The organism is Streptomyces sp. NPDC008163 (assembly GCF_042956885.1).
Taxonomy (GTDB): Bacteria; Actinomycetota; Actinomycetes; order Streptomycetales; family Streptomycetaceae; genus Streptomyces; species Streptomyces drozdowiczii_A.
On sequence record NZ_JBIBHG010000004.1, the window covers coordinates 266,352 to 282,657 of the forward strand.

The 16,306-nt window shown below is 72.0% G+C and carries 13 protein-coding genes; 8 read left to right on the top strand and 5 right to left on the bottom strand.

Annotated features, from left to right (window positions below):
• Nucleotides 1-85 precede the first annotated feature (85 nt).
• Together ACFZAT_RS11730 and ACFZAT_RS11735 are read left to right on the top strand one after the other, a co-directional pair.
• Nucleotides 86-985 (top strand): DUF4349 domain-containing protein, encoded by a 900-nt coding sequence (locus ACFZAT_RS11730; RefSeq protein ID WP_391263216.1) that lies wholly within the window; start codon nucleotides 86-88, stop codon nucleotides 983-985.
• 64 nt (nucleotides 986-1,049) lie between these two features.
• Complete coding sequence (locus tag ACFZAT_RS11735) at nucleotides 1,050-2,432, top strand: FAD-dependent oxidoreductase (protein ID WP_391263218.1); 1,383 nt, start codon at nucleotides 1,050-1,052, stop codon at nucleotides 2,430-2,432.
• 22 nt (nucleotides 2,433-2,454) lie between these two features.
• Here the strand turns inward: ACFZAT_RS11735 and hemE are convergent, their stop codons facing one another.
• Entirely contained in the window at nucleotides 2,455-3,528 is a 1,074-nt protein-coding gene (hemE, locus tag ACFZAT_RS11740; RefSeq protein ID WP_391263220.1) for a uroporphyrinogen decarboxylase, read from the bottom strand.
• A gap of 92 nt (nucleotides 3,529-3,620) precedes the next feature.
• Here hemE and ACFZAT_RS11745 point away from each other — a divergent pair, with 92 nt between their 5' ends.
• The 6 genes from ACFZAT_RS11745 to ACFZAT_RS11770 all read left to right on the top strand — a co-directional run bounded on the left by ACFZAT_RS11745 (nucleotide 3,621) and on the right by ACFZAT_RS11770 (nucleotide 11,456).
• Nucleotides 3,621-4,280: a DUF3000 domain-containing protein gene (locus tag ACFZAT_RS11745; protein ID WP_265539805.1), complete on the top strand. Its 660-nt coding sequence runs from the start codon at nucleotides 3,621-3,623 to the stop codon at nucleotides 4,278-4,280.
• 290 nt (nucleotides 4,281-4,570) lie between these two features.
• On the top strand, nucleotides 4,571-5,233 hold the full coding sequence (locus tag ACFZAT_RS11750; RefSeq protein ID WP_018100712.1) for a response regulator transcription factor: 663 nt from the start codon (nucleotides 4,571-4,573) through the stop codon (nucleotides 5,231-5,233).
• A 114-nt stretch (nucleotides 5,234-5,347) separates the two neighbouring features.
• A complete protein-coding gene (locus ACFZAT_RS11755; protein WP_391263223.1) occupies nucleotides 5,348-6,622 on the top strand; it encodes an HRDC domain-containing protein in 1,275 nt (424 codons plus the stop codon).
• A 285-nt stretch (nucleotides 6,623-6,907) separates the two neighbouring features.
• Nucleotides 6,908-8,134, top strand: coding sequence for an acetyl-CoA C-acyltransferase (locus tag ACFZAT_RS11760; protein WP_391263226.1), 1,227 nt, complete (start codon nucleotides 6,908-6,910; stop codon nucleotides 8,132-8,134).
• Nucleotides 8,131-10,260 (top strand): 3-hydroxyacyl-CoA dehydrogenase NAD-binding domain-containing protein, encoded by a 2,130-nt coding sequence (locus tag ACFZAT_RS11765; protein WP_391263228.1) that lies wholly within the window; start codon nucleotides 8,131-8,133, stop codon nucleotides 10,258-10,260. The genes ACFZAT_RS11760 and ACFZAT_RS11765 overlap by 4 nt, the downstream gene beginning before the upstream one ends.
• A 155-nt stretch (nucleotides 10,261-10,415) precedes the next feature.
• On the top strand, nucleotides 10,416-11,456 hold the full coding sequence (locus tag ACFZAT_RS11770; RefSeq protein ID WP_391263230.1) for a signaling protein: 1,041 nt from the start codon (nucleotides 10,416-10,418) through the stop codon (nucleotides 11,454-11,456).
• Nucleotides 11,457-11,485: 29 nt separating this feature from the next.
• Here the strand turns inward: ACFZAT_RS11770 and ACFZAT_RS11775 are convergent, their stop codons facing one another.
• Genes ACFZAT_RS11775 through ACFZAT_RS11790 form a run of 4 tightly spaced genes read right to left on the bottom strand, consistent with a single transcriptional unit; the run spans nucleotide 11,486 to nucleotide 16,266 of the window.
• Nucleotides 11,486-13,105 (bottom strand): glycosyltransferase, encoded by a 1,620-nt coding sequence (locus tag ACFZAT_RS11775; protein ID WP_391263232.1) that lies wholly within the window; start codon nucleotides 13,103-13,105, stop codon nucleotides 11,486-11,488.
• A gap of 34 nt (nucleotides 13,106-13,139) precedes the next feature.
• Nucleotides 13,140-13,961, bottom strand: coding sequence for a hypothetical protein (locus ACFZAT_RS11780; protein WP_391263234.1), 822 nt, complete (start codon nucleotides 13,959-13,961; stop codon nucleotides 13,140-13,142).
• Nucleotides 13,958-14,782, bottom strand: a complete 825-nt coding sequence (locus tag ACFZAT_RS11785; RefSeq protein WP_391263236.1) for a GDSL-type esterase/lipase family protein — start codon at nucleotides 14,780-14,782, stop codon at nucleotides 13,958-13,960. The genes ACFZAT_RS11780 and ACFZAT_RS11785 overlap by 4 nt, the downstream gene beginning before the upstream one ends.
• A gap of 5 nt (nucleotides 14,783-14,787) precedes the next feature.
• Nucleotides 14,788-16,266 carry an SDR family NAD(P)-dependent oxidoreductase gene (locus tag ACFZAT_RS11790; RefSeq protein ID WP_391263237.1) on the bottom strand — a complete coding sequence of 493 codons (1,479 nt, stop codon included), beginning with the start codon at nucleotides 16,264-16,266 and terminating at the stop codon, nucleotides 14,788-14,790.
• Nucleotides 16,267-16,306 lie beyond the last annotated feature (40 nt).

The following is a 16,306-nucleotide window of genomic DNA, read 5'->3' on the forward strand; positions in this document are numbered from 1 at the left end:
GGTTCGAAACCGGATTTCCGGGTCCGTCCGCGCACCTCGCCACGTCCCACCGCCGACATCAATCACCCGTCCTGGGGGGACAGTTATGCGAGGAACACCTTTCGTACGCACCGGCAGGCGCGTGTCCGGACCGGCCGCCGTGCTGCTGGCAGCCGTGCTCGCGCTGAGCGGCTGCGGCGCGGCCGGCGAGGATTCGAGTGCGAGCGCCGACCGGGGCGTCGCCGGGGCGCAGCAGCAGAAGAGCGGCAAGGCCGGTGCGCCGGCGGCCGACGCGGAGCGGCCGGAGCAGCCGCGTAAGAACCCGACACCGTCAGCGACCCACGTCATCCGCACCGCCACGCTCTCCGTCGAGGTGAAGGACACGTCGAAGGCGGCCGCGAACGCCCGGGCGACGGCGCAGGACGCGGGCGGGCTGGTCGAGAAGGAGACCACCGAGCGGATCGACGGCACCAGGGAATCCTCGAACCTGGTCCTGCGCGTACCGCAGGAGTCCTACGACGAGGTGCTGCGGGAGCTGTCCGGGGCGGGGAAGCTGGTCTCCCGCACCTCGGCGGCCAAGGACGTCACCGACCAGGTCGTGGACACCGACAGCCGGATCGCCACCCAGCGGGCGAGCGTGGCGCGGGTCCGCAAGCTGATGGACCGGGCCGGCAAGCTGGCCGATGTGGTCACGCTGGAGGGCGAACTGAGCAGCCGTCAGGCCGAGCTGGAGTCGCTGCTCGCCCAGCAGGCGTCGCTGAAGGACCGGACGACGCTGGCGACCATCACGCTCGATCTGGTGGAGCCGGAGACGGCGGCCGAGGGGGCCGACGACGACCCCGGCTTCGCGGACGCCGTCGCCGGGGGCTGGCACGCCTTCGTGACGATGCTGCGCTGGCTGGCGATGGCGGTCGGCGCCGCGGCCCCGTTCCTCGGCGTGGCGGCCGTTCTGGCCGTGCTGTGGCGGCTGCTGCACCGCCGTCGCCGGGGCGCGAAGGGCGAGTGAGTACGCCACCGGCGCGGCCCGCGCCGTAGCGTGGGTCCTTTCGGAGACGTTCGGAGGGACCGGCATGGCGGCGGAACGACTGGTGGTCATCGGCGGGGACGCGGCGGGCATGTCCGCCGCGTCCCAGGCACGGCGGCTCAAGGGCCCGGACGAGCTGAGCATCACCGCCTTCGAGCGGGGCCACTTCACCTCGTACTCCGCGTGCGGCATCCCGTACTGGGTCAGCGGCGACGTCTCCGACCGGGACGACCTGATCGCCCGCACGCCCGAGGAGCACCGGTCCCGCGACATCGATCTGCGCACCCGCACCGAGGTGACGGAGATCGATGTGGCGGGGCAGCGGGTGCGCGCCCTGGACCGGGAGTCCGGCGAGACGTACTGGACCGGGTTCGACAAGCTCGTGATCGCCACCGGGGCCCGCCCGGTCCGCCCGGAGCTGCCCGGCATGGACGCGGCCGGGGTGCACGGGGTGCAGACCCTGGACGACGGGCAGGCCCTGCTGGACAGCCTGGACCGCACGGAGGGCCGGCGCGCGGTCGTCGTCGGTGCGGGGTACATCGGCGTCGAGATGGCCGAGGCGATGCTGAAGCGCGGCTTCGAGGTGACCGTCCTCAACCGGGGCGCGCAGCCGATGGCCACGCTCGACCCGGACATGGGGCGCCTGGTCCACGAGGCGATGGACGGGCTCGGGATCACCACGGTGAACGGGGCGGCGGTCACCGCGATCCGGACCGGCGACGACGGCCGCGTCACCGAGGTCGTCACGGACGACGCGTCCTACCCGGCGGACATCGTGGTCCTCGGCATCGGCGTCGAGCCGGAGACGGCCCTCGCCCGGGAGGCCGGGCTGCCGCTCGCGCCGCACGGCGGGCTGCTCACCGATCTGGCGATGCGGGTCCAGGGCCACGAGAACATCTGGGCGGGCGGCGACTGCGTGGAGGTCCTGGACCTGGTGGCGGGCCACACCCGGCACATCGCGCTCGGCACGCACGCCAACAAGCACGGCCAGGTCATCGGCTCCAACGTCGGCGGCGGCTACGGCACGTTCCCCGGTGTGGTGGGTACGGCGGTGAGCAAGGTGTGCGACCTGGAGATCGCCCGGACCGGGCTGCGCGAGAAGGACGCCCGGGCGGTGGGGTTGCGGTACGTCACGGCGACGATCGAGTCGACGAGCCGGGCGGGCTACTACCCGGACGCAGGGCTCATGACGGTGAAGATGCTCGCGGAGTACCGCACGGGGCGGCTGCTCGGCGTGCAGATCGTGGGCCGCGAGGGCGCGGGGAAGCGGGTGGACGTGGCGGCGGTGGCGCTCACCGCCCGGATGACGGTCGAGCAGATGACCGCCCTGGACCTGGGCTACGCCCCGCCGTTCTCGCCGGTCTGGGACCCGGTCCTGGTCGCGGCCCGCAAGACGGTGTCGGTGCTGCGGAAGGCGGGCACCGACTGAGCGGCGCCCGCCTGCGCGGGGTTCAGCGTGCGGTGCTGGTGTGGACGTACTCGACGAGGCGGGAGAGCGCGTCCGGGTCCATGTTCGGCATGACGCCGTGGCCCAGGTTGAAGATGTGGCCCTCCAGACCGGCGGCCGCGTCCAGCACCTCCCGGGTCTTGGCCTCCACCGCGGAGGTCGGCGCGAAGAGCACCGCCGGGTCGAGGTTGCCCTGGAGTGCCTTGCCGGGGCCGACGCGGCGGGCGGCCTCGTCCAGCGGCACCCGCCAGTCGACGCCGACGACGTCCGCCCCGGCCTCGCCCATCAGGCCGAGCAGTTCGCCGGTGCCGACGCCGAAGTGGATGCGGGGGACGCCGTACCCGGCGACGGCGTCGAAGACCTTCGCGGAGGCGGGCAGCACGGAGCGCCGGTAGTCGGCGGGGGCCAGGGCGCCGACCCAGGAGTCGAAGAGCTGGACGGCCGAGGCGCCGGCCTCGATCTGGACCTTGAGGAAGGCGCCGGTGATCTCGGCGAGCCGGTCGAGCAGGTCGGCCCAGAGCTCCGGGTCGCCGTACATCATGGCCTTGGTGTGCTCGTGGTTGCGGGAGGGCCCGCCCTCCACGAGGTAGCTCGCGAGGGTGAACGGCGCGCCCGCGAAGCCGATCAGCGGGGTCTCCCCCAGCTCGGCGGTGAGCAGCCGGACGGCCTCGGTGACGTAGGGGACGTCCTCGGGGGTCAGGTCGCGCAGCCGGGCGAGGTCGGCACGGGTGCGGATCGGCTCGGCGATGACGGGGCCGACGCCGGGCTTGATGTCGAGGTCGACGCCGATGGCCTTCAGCGGGACGACGATGTCGCTGTAGTAGACGGCGGCGTCGACCTTGTGGCGGCGGACGGGCTGCATGGTGATCTCGGCGACGAGCTCCGGCATCGTGCAGGATTCGAGCATCGGGATGCCTTCGCGCACCTTCAGGTACTCGGGCAGCGAACGCCCCGCCTGGCGCATGAACCAGACCGGCGTGTGCGGGACCGGCTCGCGCCGGCACGCCTTGAGGAACGCCGAGTCGTAGGTGGCGGAAGTCTTCGTCTGCGGCCCGGAGGGGCGGTCGTTGGCACTCACGCACAGAATCTTCGCACGCGTGGGCAACGAGCCCGGCCCCGCACGGGTGTCCTTCCGCGCGCGGAGCTCCCGTTCCGCCTACTCTTCCCCGCATGGCTGCGGCTCAGGGACACATCTCCGGTCAATCCGATGGCGCTGACGGCACGGACGGTGCGGAGGGTGGTGCCGTCCCGTCCGCGTTCCGTTCGGCGGTGGACGCGCTGCGCGCGGCGCGGCTGCGTCCCGAGCTGGAGGTGGAGCCGACCCGGCCGCCGAAGCGGCTCGCCCCGCACGCGTACGCGCTGGAGGCGGCGGTCGTCGACGGCGAGGACGACCTCGCGGACGGGCGGCTCGTCCTGCTGCACGACCCGGCCGGCCACGAGGCGTGGCAGGGCGCCTTCCGGCTCGTCACCCTGGTCCGCGCCGAGCTGGAGCCGGAGATGGCCGCCGACCCGCTGCTCCCCGAGGTCTGCTGGTCCTGGCTGACCGGCGCCCTGGAGGCCCGCGGCCTGTTCTACGGGGAAGCGGGCGGCACCGTCACGATGGCGGGCTCGCACTACTTCGGCGCGCTGGAGACCCGGCGCCCCGCGACGCAGATCGAGATCCGGGCCTCCTGGACGCCGCGCGAGGGCCTGGGCGGGGCACCGGACGCGGCGGCGCACCTGGTCGCGTGGGGCGACCTGCTCTGCCAGATCGCGGGCCTGCCGCCGTCGGGCCCTCTCGACGCGGCGGTGGTCACGCTTCCACAGCGCCGGGGCCCGCAGGGGCCGTAGTCCCTGCCGTGAGCGGGACGAGCGGGGCGGCCTCCGGGCCGCCCCGTTTTCCGTGCCGTCGGGTCGTGCGATTTTCCGTGACACCGCGTCATGCGATCACTTTCGGCCAGCGGAAAACGCTCTCAGGAATCGATCGAGAACCCCATTTGCCCGAATTGTTACTCAACAAATCGTGATCTTCCCCTAAAGGAGCAGGGGTCTGCTGCCGAAGGAGTCAATGACCCTTCAAGCACGGTTCGCCCCGGCTTCATCCCCGAGCCGGCCCGTCCCGCCACTCCCCAGGAGGCCTGGTGTCCGTTCTCCTCGAGCAGCCCGCAAGCCTGGTCGCCTACCGCCCGAACAAGCCGACGGCCATGGTCGTCGTGGCCGACCCGCGCGTCCGTTCCACCGTGACCCGTCATCTGTGGGCCCTCGGAGTTCGTGACGTCATCGAGGCGTCGTCCATCGCGGAGGCCCGTCCCCGCGTCGGCAACCCGCGCGACATCTGCGTAGCCGACGTCCACCTGCCCGATGGTTCCGGGCTGACCCTGCTGTCCGAAACCCGAGCCGCCGGCTGGCCCAACGGTCTCGCCCTGTCCGCCGCCGACGACATCGGTGCCGTGCGCAACGCCCTCGCGGGCGGCGTCAAGGGCTACGTCGTGACCGGCACCCGTACCAACATCGGCCACCCGGCCCGTCCCGGCGTCGCCCCCATCGGCGCCACCGCCGCCCGTATGCACCGCCGGCCCCCCGGCACCCCGAGCCACCCGGGCGGCTACCGCGAACTGTCCGGCCGCGAGGTGGAGGTCCTGCGGCTCGTCGCCGAGGGCCAGTCCAACAAGGCCATCGGCGTCTCCATGGGGCTGTCCGCCCTGACCGTGAAGAGCCACCTCGCCCGCATCGCCCGCAAGCTGGGCACCGGCGACCGCGCCGGCATGGTCGCGGTGGCCCTGCGGACGGGCATCATCCACTGACCCCCCGCCCCGGCCGGTGCCCTGCGTACGGAACCGGCTGGATTACGTGCATCGGCGGCTGCCGACGGAACGTTCCGTCGGCAGCCGCCGCGCACACACAGATACCCTTGACACGTGACCGACGCCCAAGAGACCGCAGCAGACACATCACTGCGAACCACCGGGGGCGCTCCCCCGGACGACGTCGCCCCGGCGCCGATCCCCTTGCTGGAACCGCGCGAGGGCATTCCGCCGGTGGTGGCGTCCGACGACGCCCTGGCCGGGGTGATCGCCGCATTCGCCGCGGGCTCGGGCCCGGTGGCCGTGGACGCCGAGCGGGCGTCCGGCTACCGCTACGGCCAGCGCGCCTACCTCGTGCAGCTGCGCCGTGACGGGGCGGGCAGCGCGCTCGTCGACCCCGTCGGCTGCCCCGACCTGTCCGGGCTCGGCGAGGCCCTGCGCGGCACCGAGTGGATCCTGCACGCGGCGACGCAGGACCTGCCCTGCCTGCGCGAGATAGGGATGACACCGACCGGGCTCTTCGACACCGAGCTCGCCGGACGGCTGGCCGGCTTCCCCCGCGTCGGCCTCGGGGCCATGGTCGAGAGCGTCCTCGGCTACTCGCTGGAGAAGGGCCACTCCGCCGTCGACTGGTCCACCCGCCCGCTGCCCGAGCCCTGGCTGCGCTACGCCGCGCTCGACGTCGAGCTCCTCATCGACCTGCGCGACGCGCTGGAGGACGAGCTCGACCGGCAGGGCAAGCTGGAATGGGCCCAGGAGGAGTTCTCCGCCATCGCCTCGGCGCCCCCCGCTCCGCCGCGGCAGGACCCGTGGCGCCGCACCTCCGGGATGCACAAGGTCCGCCGCCGCCGCCAGATGGCGGTCGTCCGGGAGCTGTGGAACGCCCGGGACCAGATCGCCCGGCGGCGCGACATCTCGCCCGGCAAGGTGCTCGGCGACGGGGCGATCATCGAGGCCGCGCTCGCGCTGCCGGCCAACACCCAGGCGCTGACCGCCCTGCCCGGCTTCGGTCCGCGCATGGGCCGGCGCCAGCTGGAGCAGTGGCAGGCGGCCGTGGACCGGGCCAAGGCGCTGCCCGACACGGAGCTGCCGCAGCCCGGCCAGGCCCTCGCGGGTCCGCCGCCGCCGCGCGCCTGGGCCGACAAGGACCCGGCCGCCGCCGCCCGGCTCTCGGCGGCCCGCACCGCGGTCTCCGCGCTCGCGGAGCGGCTGCACCTGCCGCAGGAGAACCTGATCACGCCGGACACGGTGCGCCGGGTCTGCTGGGAGCCGCCAAAGAACCCGACGCCGGAGACGGTGGAGTCGGCGCTCGCCGGGTACGGCGCCCGGCACTGGCAGATCGAGCAGGTGGCCCCGCTGCTGTACCAGGCGCTCACGCAGCCCTCGTAGCGGCACGGCGACCCTCGTTGCGGCATAGGACAGGGGCGTAATCACGCCAGGTTCCGCGCCGCCCCGCGCGCCTCGCGAATGGCCCGGACGGACTCGAAAACGAGTCCGTCCGGGCCATTCGCCGTGTGCGGAGGGGTGCTCTCCGGGCAGTTTCCGCGTGTGACCTTCGCCGCTCCGGCACCAGGGGGTGGGCAGTCTGGTTACCCGCAAGTAGCATGACCGGAGCGGCGTGCCTCCGGGCGCGCCCCGCAGCAGTGCCATCCCGCAGCTTGGAGGAGAGCCATCGTGCCTCGTACCATCCGGGACGTCGTCTTCGTAGACGGCGTCCGCACCCCGTTCGGCAAGGCGGGCCCGAAGGGCATCTACCACGAGACCCGCGCCGACGATCTCGTCGTGAAGGCCATCCGGGAGCTGCTGCGCCGCAACCCGGACCTGGACCCCAAGAAGATCGACGAGGTCGCCATCGCCGCGACCACGCAGATCGGCGACCAGGGTCTGACCCTCGGCCGCACCGCCGGCATCCTGGCGGGTCTGCCGCAGTCCGTCCCGGGCTACTCCATCGACCGCATGTGTGCGGGCGCCCTGACCGCCGTCACCTCGACGGCCGGCTCCATCGCCTTCGGCGCGTACGACGTCGTCGTCGCCGGCGGTGTCGAGCACATGGGCCGCCACCCGATGGGCGAGGGCGTGGACCCGAACCCGCGGTTCGTGTCGGAGAAGCTGGTCGACGAGTCCGCCCTGTTCATGGGCATGACTGCGGAGAACCTGCACGACCGGTACCCCACGATCACCAAGGAGCGCGCCGACGCCTACGCGGTGCGGTCGCAGGAGAAGGCCGCCAAGGCGTACGCCAACGGCAAGATCCAGCAGGACCTGGTGCCCGTCTCGGTGCGCCGGACCAACGCCGAGGCCGGTGAGACCGGCTGGGGCCTGGTCACCGCCGACGAGCCGATGCGCCCGGGCACCACCATGGAGTCCCTGGCCAACCTGAAGACCCCGTTCCGCGCCCACGGCCGCGTCACGGCCGGTAACGCCGCGGGGCTCAACGACGGCGCCACCGCCTCGCTGCTCGCCGCCGAGGACGTCGCCCGCGAGCTGGGCCTCCCGGTCAGGATGCGCCTCGTCTCGTACGCCTTCGCGGGCGTCGAGCCGGAGGTCATGGGCTACGGGCCGATCCCGGCCACCGAGAAGGCTCTCGCCCAGGCCGGTCTTTCCATCTCGGACATCGGCCTCTTCGAGATCAACGAGGCGTTCGCCGTACAGGTGCTGGCCTTCCTGGAGCACTACGGCATCGCCGACGACGACGCCCGCGTCAACCAGTACGGCGGCGCGATCGCCTACGGTCACCCGCTGGCCTCCTCCGGCGTCCGGCTGATGACGCAGCTGGCCCGCCAGTTCGAGGAGCACCCCGAGGTCCGCTACGGCCTCACGACCATGTGCGTCGGCTTCGGCATGGGCGCCACGGTCGTCTGGGAGAACCCGCACTTCGAGAACGCCGGAGGCGACAAGTGAGCACCACCACCGAGCTTCTGAAGGGTGCGGCCGAGCTGTTCCCGGACGAGGTCGTCACCCAGGCGCACGTACGCCACCTGGACCTGCCGGCCGGTGCGGGGCGCTTCGCCCTCATCACGCTGGACAACGGCCTGGATCACACCAAGCCGACCACCTTCGGACCGCAGTCGCTGGCGAACCTCGACGCCGCGATCGACCAGGTCGAGAAGGAGGCCGCCGACGGCGCGATCACCGGCGTCGGCATCACCGGCAAGCCGTTCATCTTCGCGGTCGGCGCCGACCTCAAGGGCGTCGAGCTGCTCAAGGAGCACAAGGACGCGCTGGCCATCGGCAAGGGCGGCCACGACGTCTTCCGCCGGCTCTCCGGTCTCGCGGTGCCCACGTTCGCGTACTACAACGGCGCGGCGATGGGCGGCGGTGTCGAGGTCGGGCTGCACTGCTCGTACCGCACCGTGTCCAAGGCGCTGCCGGCGTTCTCGCTGCCCGAGGTCTTCCTCGGTCTGGTCCCCGGCTGGGGCGGCTGCGTGCTGCTGCCGAACCTGATCGGCGCCGACCGCGCGGTCTCGGTGATCATCGAGAACTCGCTGAACCAGAACCGCCAGCTCAAGGGCAAGCAGGTCTTCGAGCTCGGCATCGCGGACGCGCTCTTCGAGGGCGCGGACTTCCTGGAGCGGTCCCTCGTCTGGACCGCCGACGTGCTCAACGGAACGGTCACGGTCGAGCGCCCGGAGATCGACCGCGGAGACGCCTGGGACCAGGCCGTCGCACGCGGCCGGGCCATCGCCGACTCCAAGGTGCACGGTGCGGCCCCGGCCGCGTACCGCGCGCTGGAGATCGTCGCCGCGGCCAAGGACGGCGACCTGTCCGCCGGCTTCGACCGCGAGGACCAGGCCCTGGCGGACCTGATCATGGGCGGCGAGCTGCGGTCCGGGATCTACTCCTTCAACCTCGTCCAGAAGCGCGCCAAGCGCCCGGCCGGGGCCCCGGACAAGAACCTGGCGCGCCCGGTCACCAAGGTCGGCGTGGTGGGCGCGGGCCTGATGGCCAGCCAGCTCGCCCTGCTCTTCCTGCGCCGCCTGGAGGTGCCGGTCGTGCTGACCGACATTGACCAGGAGCGCGTCGACAAGGGTGTGGGCTACGTCCACGCCGAGATCGAGAAGCTGCTCGGCAAGGGCCGCATCAACCAGGACAAGGCCAACCGCCTGAAGGCCCTGGTCTCCGGTGTGCTGGACAAGGCGGAGGGCTTCTCCGACGCCGACTTCATCATCGAGGCGGTCTTCGAGGAGATCGGCGTCAAGCAGCAGGTGTTCGCGGAGGTCGAGGCGGTCGCCCCGGCGCACGCGATCCTCGCCACCAACACCTCGTCCCTCTCGGTCACCGAGATGGCGTCGAAGCTCAAGAACCCCGAGCGGGTCGTCGGCTTCCACTTCTTCAACCCGGTCGCGATCCTCCCGCTCCTGGAGATCGTGCGCGGCGAGCAGACCGACGACGCCTCGCTGGCCACCGCCTTCGGTGTGGCCCGCAAGCTGAAGAAGACCGCGGTGCTGGTGAAGGACGCCCCGGCGTTCGTCGTCAACCGCATCCTCACCCGCTTCATGGGCGAGATCCAGAACGTCATCGACGAGGGCACCCCGGTCGAGACCGCGGAGAAGGCCATCGAGCCGCTCGGTCTGCCGATGTCCCCGCTGGTGCTCCTTGAGCTCGTCGGCCCGGCGATCGGCCTGCACGTCTCCGAGACTCTGAACCGCGCCTTCCCGGAGCGCTTCACCGTCTCCGAGAACCTGGCGGCGGTCGTGAAGGCCGGCAAGCGCGGCTTCTACGTCTACGACTCCGGGAAGCCGGAGCTGGACCCGGAGGTCGCCGCCCTCCTCAAGCAGGGCGACACCGTCCTGACCGAGGAGCAGGTCCGCGACCGCGTCCTGGACGCGGTGGCGCAGGAGATCGGCCTGATGCTGGACGAGGGCGTCGTGGCCGAGGCCCAGGACATCGACCTCTGCCTGATCACGGGCGCCGGCTGGCCCTTCCACCTGGGCGGCATCACGCCGTACCTGGACCGCGAGGGCGTCTCGGAGCGCGTGAACGGGAAGAAGTTCCTGGCGGCGGGCGTGGCGAGCGTTCCGGCGTAACCGGGGAATCGCCTCAGGGGCGGCGGGCCGTACGGGATCGATCCGTACGGCCCGCCGCACTGTCCGGTCCCGGAGGTATGACAAGATCTCCTTCTCCGCCTGAGGCGGGAACATCCGGACGTGCCATGTGGCGGACGCGGGGAGCGGAACGGCCCATGGAGCGGCAGCGGGAGTACTCGCGCAGGAGAGTGCTGTGGGCGGCCGGTGCGGGGGCCGCGGGCGTGGCGCTGGCGGCGGCGACGGGCAGGGCGTGCACACGCCGCCCGGCCCTGCTGCGGGCCGGGGACTTCGATCTCGCCGACGCGGCGGAAATCCTCGCCCCCAGCCCCCTGTACCACAGGACGGTCGCCCAGTCGTTCGCCTTCGACGACGAGCGGGGCGAGATCTACACCGTGCAGATCGTCCAGGGAGGCGTACGGCTGCCCGGTGAGGCGCGGGCCGTCACGAGCGCGTCCCGCAGCGCGAACGGCGATCTGTGTGTGACGAGACTGGCGGCCGACGGTCGTCGTACGGGCCACATGTACCTGCGCGGCTTCGGCCACGGTGTCTCGATCGGCGTCGAACCGCACGGCTCCGGCGTCCTGTTGTGGACCGAGTCCCAGGCTCATCCGAACACCGGTTACGGACGGGCCGTCGCGCGCTTCCCCTTCCGCGGTGGCACGGTGCTCGACACCACCGACTCCCGGCTCCGCCACCACCGCCCGGTGCCCGGCTCCCTGGTGAACCAGCCGTCGCTCGACCTCGTCCGGCGCCGTGTGCTGGTCGGCCACTGGGCGGCGACCGGCAAGGGGTACGAGCAGCGCTACGCGGTCTACGGCCTGGACGACTTCGTACGCGGCCGCTACGAACCACTGCACCTCGTGCGGCCGGCCCAGCTGGGACCGGACGAGACCTACCAGGGCTGTGCGCTCCATGGCGACCACCTCTACCAGCTGACGGGCGACCCCTACTCGGGCCCGTCCGGCAGCAATCCGCCGTCGTCGGGCGGCAACGTCCGCGTGCGGGCCATCCGCCTGGCCGACGGCCGGACCACCGAGGACGTACGGGTCACGGTCGCGTCCGACCTGGCGTACCGGGAGCCCGAGGGCCTTGCCGTCCGGCTGGCAGGCGGTCCGCGGCTGTGCACGGGGTTCGCCACCGGCGCGGCGGGCGACCGTCAGCTGGCGATCCACGCGTTCGCCTCGGTGCGTCGATGACGCAGGGCGCGTGACGCGTCGGCGCCCCGTCAGGCCCCGGGCAGCGGGCGGCGCTCGGACACCTCAAGGGTCAGGTTGCCGGCCTTCGTGGCGTAGAGGTGGCAGACCCGCTCCAGGCCGGACGCGTCGGTGGGAGCCACGACGACGCCCTGCTTCGTGCGGTCCTGGAGGGTCTGGGCCCGGCTGCCGCCCAGGCGGACCTCCTTGCCCACGCCCTGGTAGCAGATGTAGAGGTACATGTCCCACAGGCCGGGTCCGATCGGCCGGTGGCCGTCGGCCGCCGAGAGTTCCAGCTTCGCCTCGAAACCCGCCTGGGACCGGTCGATGCGGGTGGCGGCGTTCAGCTTCGGTGACGGGGTGGAGAACACCCGGAAGCGGTGCTCGGCACCGGTGCGGCGCTCGCGGAGGACGACCTTGACGCCGGGCACCTTGGTGCTGAGCTGTTCGAAGTACCCATGCCCGCCCAGTTGCAGGAGGGTGCCGCTCCAACTGGCCTTGTTCAGCCGGTGCTTGGCCCGGAGGGTGTGCGTGATCTCGTAGACCTCGTCGGCGAGGCCCACCTCCGGGTCCCGGAAGAAGGGGTAGCGCCGGTAGACGCGTCCCCCCTCGACGAGCATCTCCGCCTTCTCCTTGTCCACCTCGAACGAGATCAGACGCTCCGCCTCGGCGAACCGGCCCAGCCTGATCAGCTCCATGCGGACGGAGAGCGGCCGGGGCAGCCTGGCGATCACACCGGGGGTCACGTAGGCGTCCAGCACCTCGCGGGCCTCGGTCAGGATGCGGTGACGCTGCTCCGGGTCCTCGCACTTGAGGTACGCGGCTCCGGTGGCCTTGCCGAGTTCCAGCTCGACGTGGCGGGCCATCAGGTGGTCGCGTTCGGCGCCCGGCCGGACCCGCTCGGCGACCATGGCGGTCATCTGCCGGGTCAGCAGCATGCGTTCCACGGCCGAGCCCGCGTACCGGGAGTGGTTCACGCCGGCGATCCTGCGCGCCTGCAGCACGCACTCCTGGTCGGCGACGACGGCGATCCGGTCCGCGTAGAGGTAGCCGAGCGCTGTGAAGACCTGGTCCTCGCCGACCCTCCAGTCGGTGGGGAAGCGCAGGAAGCAACGCTCGACGAGAGAGCGCCGGAACAGCTTGTCCGGGCTGAGCGACCAGTAGACGCGCGAGGTGTAGACGTCGGCGTCGGCCGCGTTGCGGGCGAACATCGACGTGCCGACCTTCTGCCCGTCGAGTCCGGCCACCTTGCCGAGCACGACGTCCGCCTCCTCGGTCTCGGCCGTCTCGGTCATCCGCCGCAACGCGCCCGGGACGAGCCGGTCCGTGCCGTTCAGGAACAGGAGGAAGCGGCCCGATGACTGCTCGATGCCCGCGTTGCGCGCCTCGGCGGGTGTGTCGGACGGGGCGACCACTCCGCAGCGCAGTTCGGCGGGGCGGCCGGCGGCCCACTGCTCCAGGGTCTCCCGGGTGCCGTCGCGCGACCCCCGGTCGAAGGCGAGCACCTCGACGCGGAAGCCGTCCTCGTTCTGGGACAGCACCGATTCGAGGCAGGCCCCGATGGATTCGGCCGAGTTCAGCGCGTCGACGATCACGCTGACGTCGGGCTGTTCCTTGGGGTGGCGGGCGGAGGGGTTCACGGCGCTGGTCACCAGACTTCGTTGCGTACGGGGGACGGTCCGGACGTCAGCCGGAGAGGGAGGCCGCCGGCCAGGGCAGCGGTCCGGAGACGCTGGTCCGGGACCACGAGGCGTGGACGGTGGTCCCGGAGCCGTCGGGCCGGGGCGGCGTCAGGAGTCCCGGGGCCGCGGACAGATCACCGATGTGGACGACGACCCGGCCCTCGGCCCGTTCGCCGCCGGGTGCCTGGACCGTGTATCCGAAGTGGTCGTAGCCCATGGCTCCGGGGGCCGCCTCGAACAGCAGGGCACCCTCGGCGGTCACCGAGACCCGGCCGTTGCGCGGCTGGCCGTGCCCGATGAGGGCGGTGCCCGCCGGGAGCCCGGCGCACACGTCGATCAGCGCCGGCGTGTGTGCCGAGTGGGGCGCGATGGCCAGGGCTCGTCCGGGTGCGAAGAAGCCGCGGATGCGGACGCCTTCCTGGGCCTGCGGCTCGGCACGCAGCAGCTTGCGCGGGTCCCGGCCCGGGATCGCCGCCCCGATCGCCGGGCGGAGCGCGGGCTCGGTCGTACCGGGGCGGACGAGCAGCGTCAGGACGGCCGTGGTGGCAGCGCCCGCGTCGGCACGCACCCGGTAGCGGCGCAGGGTCGCGGAGTACTCGGCTCCCTCGACCGCCACGACGTCGGCGGCGGCCACGACGGAGTCCTCGTCGAGGTAGCCGTACGCGTGCCGGGCGCCCTGGTCGGCCTGCACGGTCAGCGCGACCCGTACGTGCCGGCCGGGCATGACGAAGCCACGGGGATGGGCCTCGCAGTGGAGTGCGGCGCGGGCCGCGTTGTCGGGGGCGCCGGACTCCTGGACCCTGACGACGGTCAGCAGGTACGTCACGTGTCCGCTCCGATCCGTGCCGACTCGGGCACCGGGGCCACCCGTTCCTTGGTCAGCCGGTTGAAGGTGCCGGTGTCCAGCCAGCCGATCTCGTCGGTGGTGAACTCCATCCGCTCCAGGCTGTGCACCCAGTGGGCGGGCACGATCTGCTGGTCCCTGAGCGCGCGGACGATGAAGCGGGCGAACTCGACCGCGGCCTCGGCCCTGCAGTGCGTGTCGTCCCAGCCCTTGAGGTTCGCGACCGGGTTCTCGTCCGGCTTCAGGTAGGCGAAGAGCTCCCGGGTGGCCTCGGGGCCGAGGCTGTCCCACCATTCCAGGCTCTGCGCGTACAGGTCGACCAGCGGGGCGCAGGTCTCCTCCGCGATCTCCCGCATGGCCATGGGGTACACGTGCAGAAAGCGCTGCACGTTGTCGTACGCGTCGAACTTGCGCCGCTCGTGGGTGAGTACGAGGACGGGGTGGGCCTGGGCCTCCCTGGTCAGGCGCACCATCTGCCGCAGATAGTCCTGGTACTCCCCGAAGGGCTCGGTGAACAGGCCCTTCTCCGGCTCCCAGTCGACCTGGCCGAAGCTGATGATCACGTAGTCGCCGGGCCGCACGTTGTCCATGATCCACTGGAAGCGGCCGCGGTCGTAGTAGCTCTTCGAGCTGGCCCTGGCCCGCGCGCAGTTGACGATCTCCACCTCCGGGCCGAGGAACAGGTTCAGCACCTGTCCCCACCCGGCCATGGGCAGGTAGTCCACCGAGCGCGTGACGACGGTGGAGTCACCCGTCACGAACATCCGCCTGCGCGGCGGGCCGTCCCCGTACACAGCCGTCACCGCCGTCAGATCTCGTCTTCGGCGGGCAGCACGGCCGCGATGGCCGCCGGGTCGGACACGGACTTGAACGGATCCTGGCGGCGGACGTCGATGACGTGTCCGGTCAGCCGCGAGATGAGCACGTCCACCGAGGTACGGGCCACCGCTTCCGAGGTGAGCAGGGTCTCGGCGGGCTCCAGACCGAACGCCTTGGTCCGCATCGGCGTGGCGGTGCGCTCGGGGTTGATGCAGTTCACCCGGATGCCGTCGGCCGCCCACTCGTCGGCGAGCGCCTGGGTGAGGTTGACCGTGGCGGCCTTGGCCGAGGAGTAGAGGCTGTAGCCGGACCGGCCGCGGGTGTAGCTGCTGGAGGTGTAGAGGAGCAGCTGGCCCTGGGACTCGGCGAGGTACCGGTGGGCGGCGCGGGCCATGTGGACCGGGGCGAGGTAGTTGACCAGGGTGGCGTTCTCGATGGTCGCGCTGTCCGTCTCGGCCAGCTTGCCGGTGTGCAGGACGCCGGCGGTGTTGACGACGTAGTCGATGCGCCCGGCGGCGGTGTACGCCTCGGCCAGCGCCTTGTCGATGTGCTCCGGCACCTCCACGTGGGTACCGGTGCCGGACCTGCTGTAGCGGAAGACCCGGGCCCCGTAGGACTCGGCCATGTCGGCGATGTCGGCGCCGATGCCGTAACTCGCCCCGAAGACGACGACCGACTTGCCCTCCAGCGCGGACCGGTAGCCGGCCTCGTCCGCCGCGGCCGGGGCGGTGTGGTGGGCGAGCTGGAAGAGCTTGTCGGCGATGAAGATGTCGACGGGGTGCGTCACCTTCATGTTGTGCTCCTCGCCGTGCACGACGTACACCGGTACGTCCGGCAGGTAGCGCAGGACCACCGAGCAGTCGTCCGTGGCCTCGAAGTTCGGGTCGCCGGCGGCGACCGCGTAGGCCCGGCGGATCGTGGACAGCAGGAACGCCTGGGGCGTCTGGCCGCGGCGCAGCCTGGAGCGGTCGGGGATGTCCGTGATGAACTCGCCGTCGTCACCGTGCGTACGGGTGACGATGATGGTGTCGGCGGACGGGATCGCCACGTCGACGGCCTCGAACCTGTCCAGTGCGCGCACACAGTCGTCGATGACGCGCTGCGAGAGCAGCGGGCGGACGGCGTCGTGGAAGAGGACCTTGGGGTCCGCCTCTCCCTCGGCGAGGCCGGCGGAGATGGCCTCGATGGCCCGGCAGGTCGTCTCGTTCCGGGTGGAGCCGCCCGCGATGACGTCCGTCACCTTCGCGAGGCCCGCGGCGGAGATGATTGCGCGGACCTCCTCGATGTGGTCCGGGTGCATGACGACCAGGACCTCGTCGACGGAGGCGGTCGCCTCGAAGACCTCGAGCGTGTGCTCCAGGATCGTCCGGCCGGCGATCTTCACCAGTTGCTTGGGTATCGGCAGGCCGACCCTCTGGCCTGTTCCGCCTGCGAGAACGACAGCGACGGTACGGGGGCTGCGGGACAAGTCGGTTCCTCCAGGAAAAAGGCGGGCGCGAAGTACGGGT

Bases quoted from the DNA above. Each gene is read 5' to 3' on its own strand.
- ACFZAT_RS11770 (WP_391263230.1), top strand. From the start codon at position 10,416: ATGGAGCGGCAGCGGGAGTACTCGCGCAGGAGAGTGCTGTGGGCGGCC.
- ACFZAT_RS11735 (WP_391263218.1), top strand. From the start codon at position 1,050: ATGGCGGCGGAACGACTGGTGGTCATCGGCGGGGACGCGGCGGGCATG.
- ACFZAT_RS11745 (WP_265539805.1), top strand. From the start codon at position 3,621: ATGGCTGCGGCTCAGGGACACATCTCCGGTCAATCCGATGGCGCTGAC.
- ACFZAT_RS11730 (WP_391263216.1), top strand. From the start codon at position 86: ATGCGAGGAACACCTTTCGTACGCACCGGCAGGCGCGTGTCCGGACCG.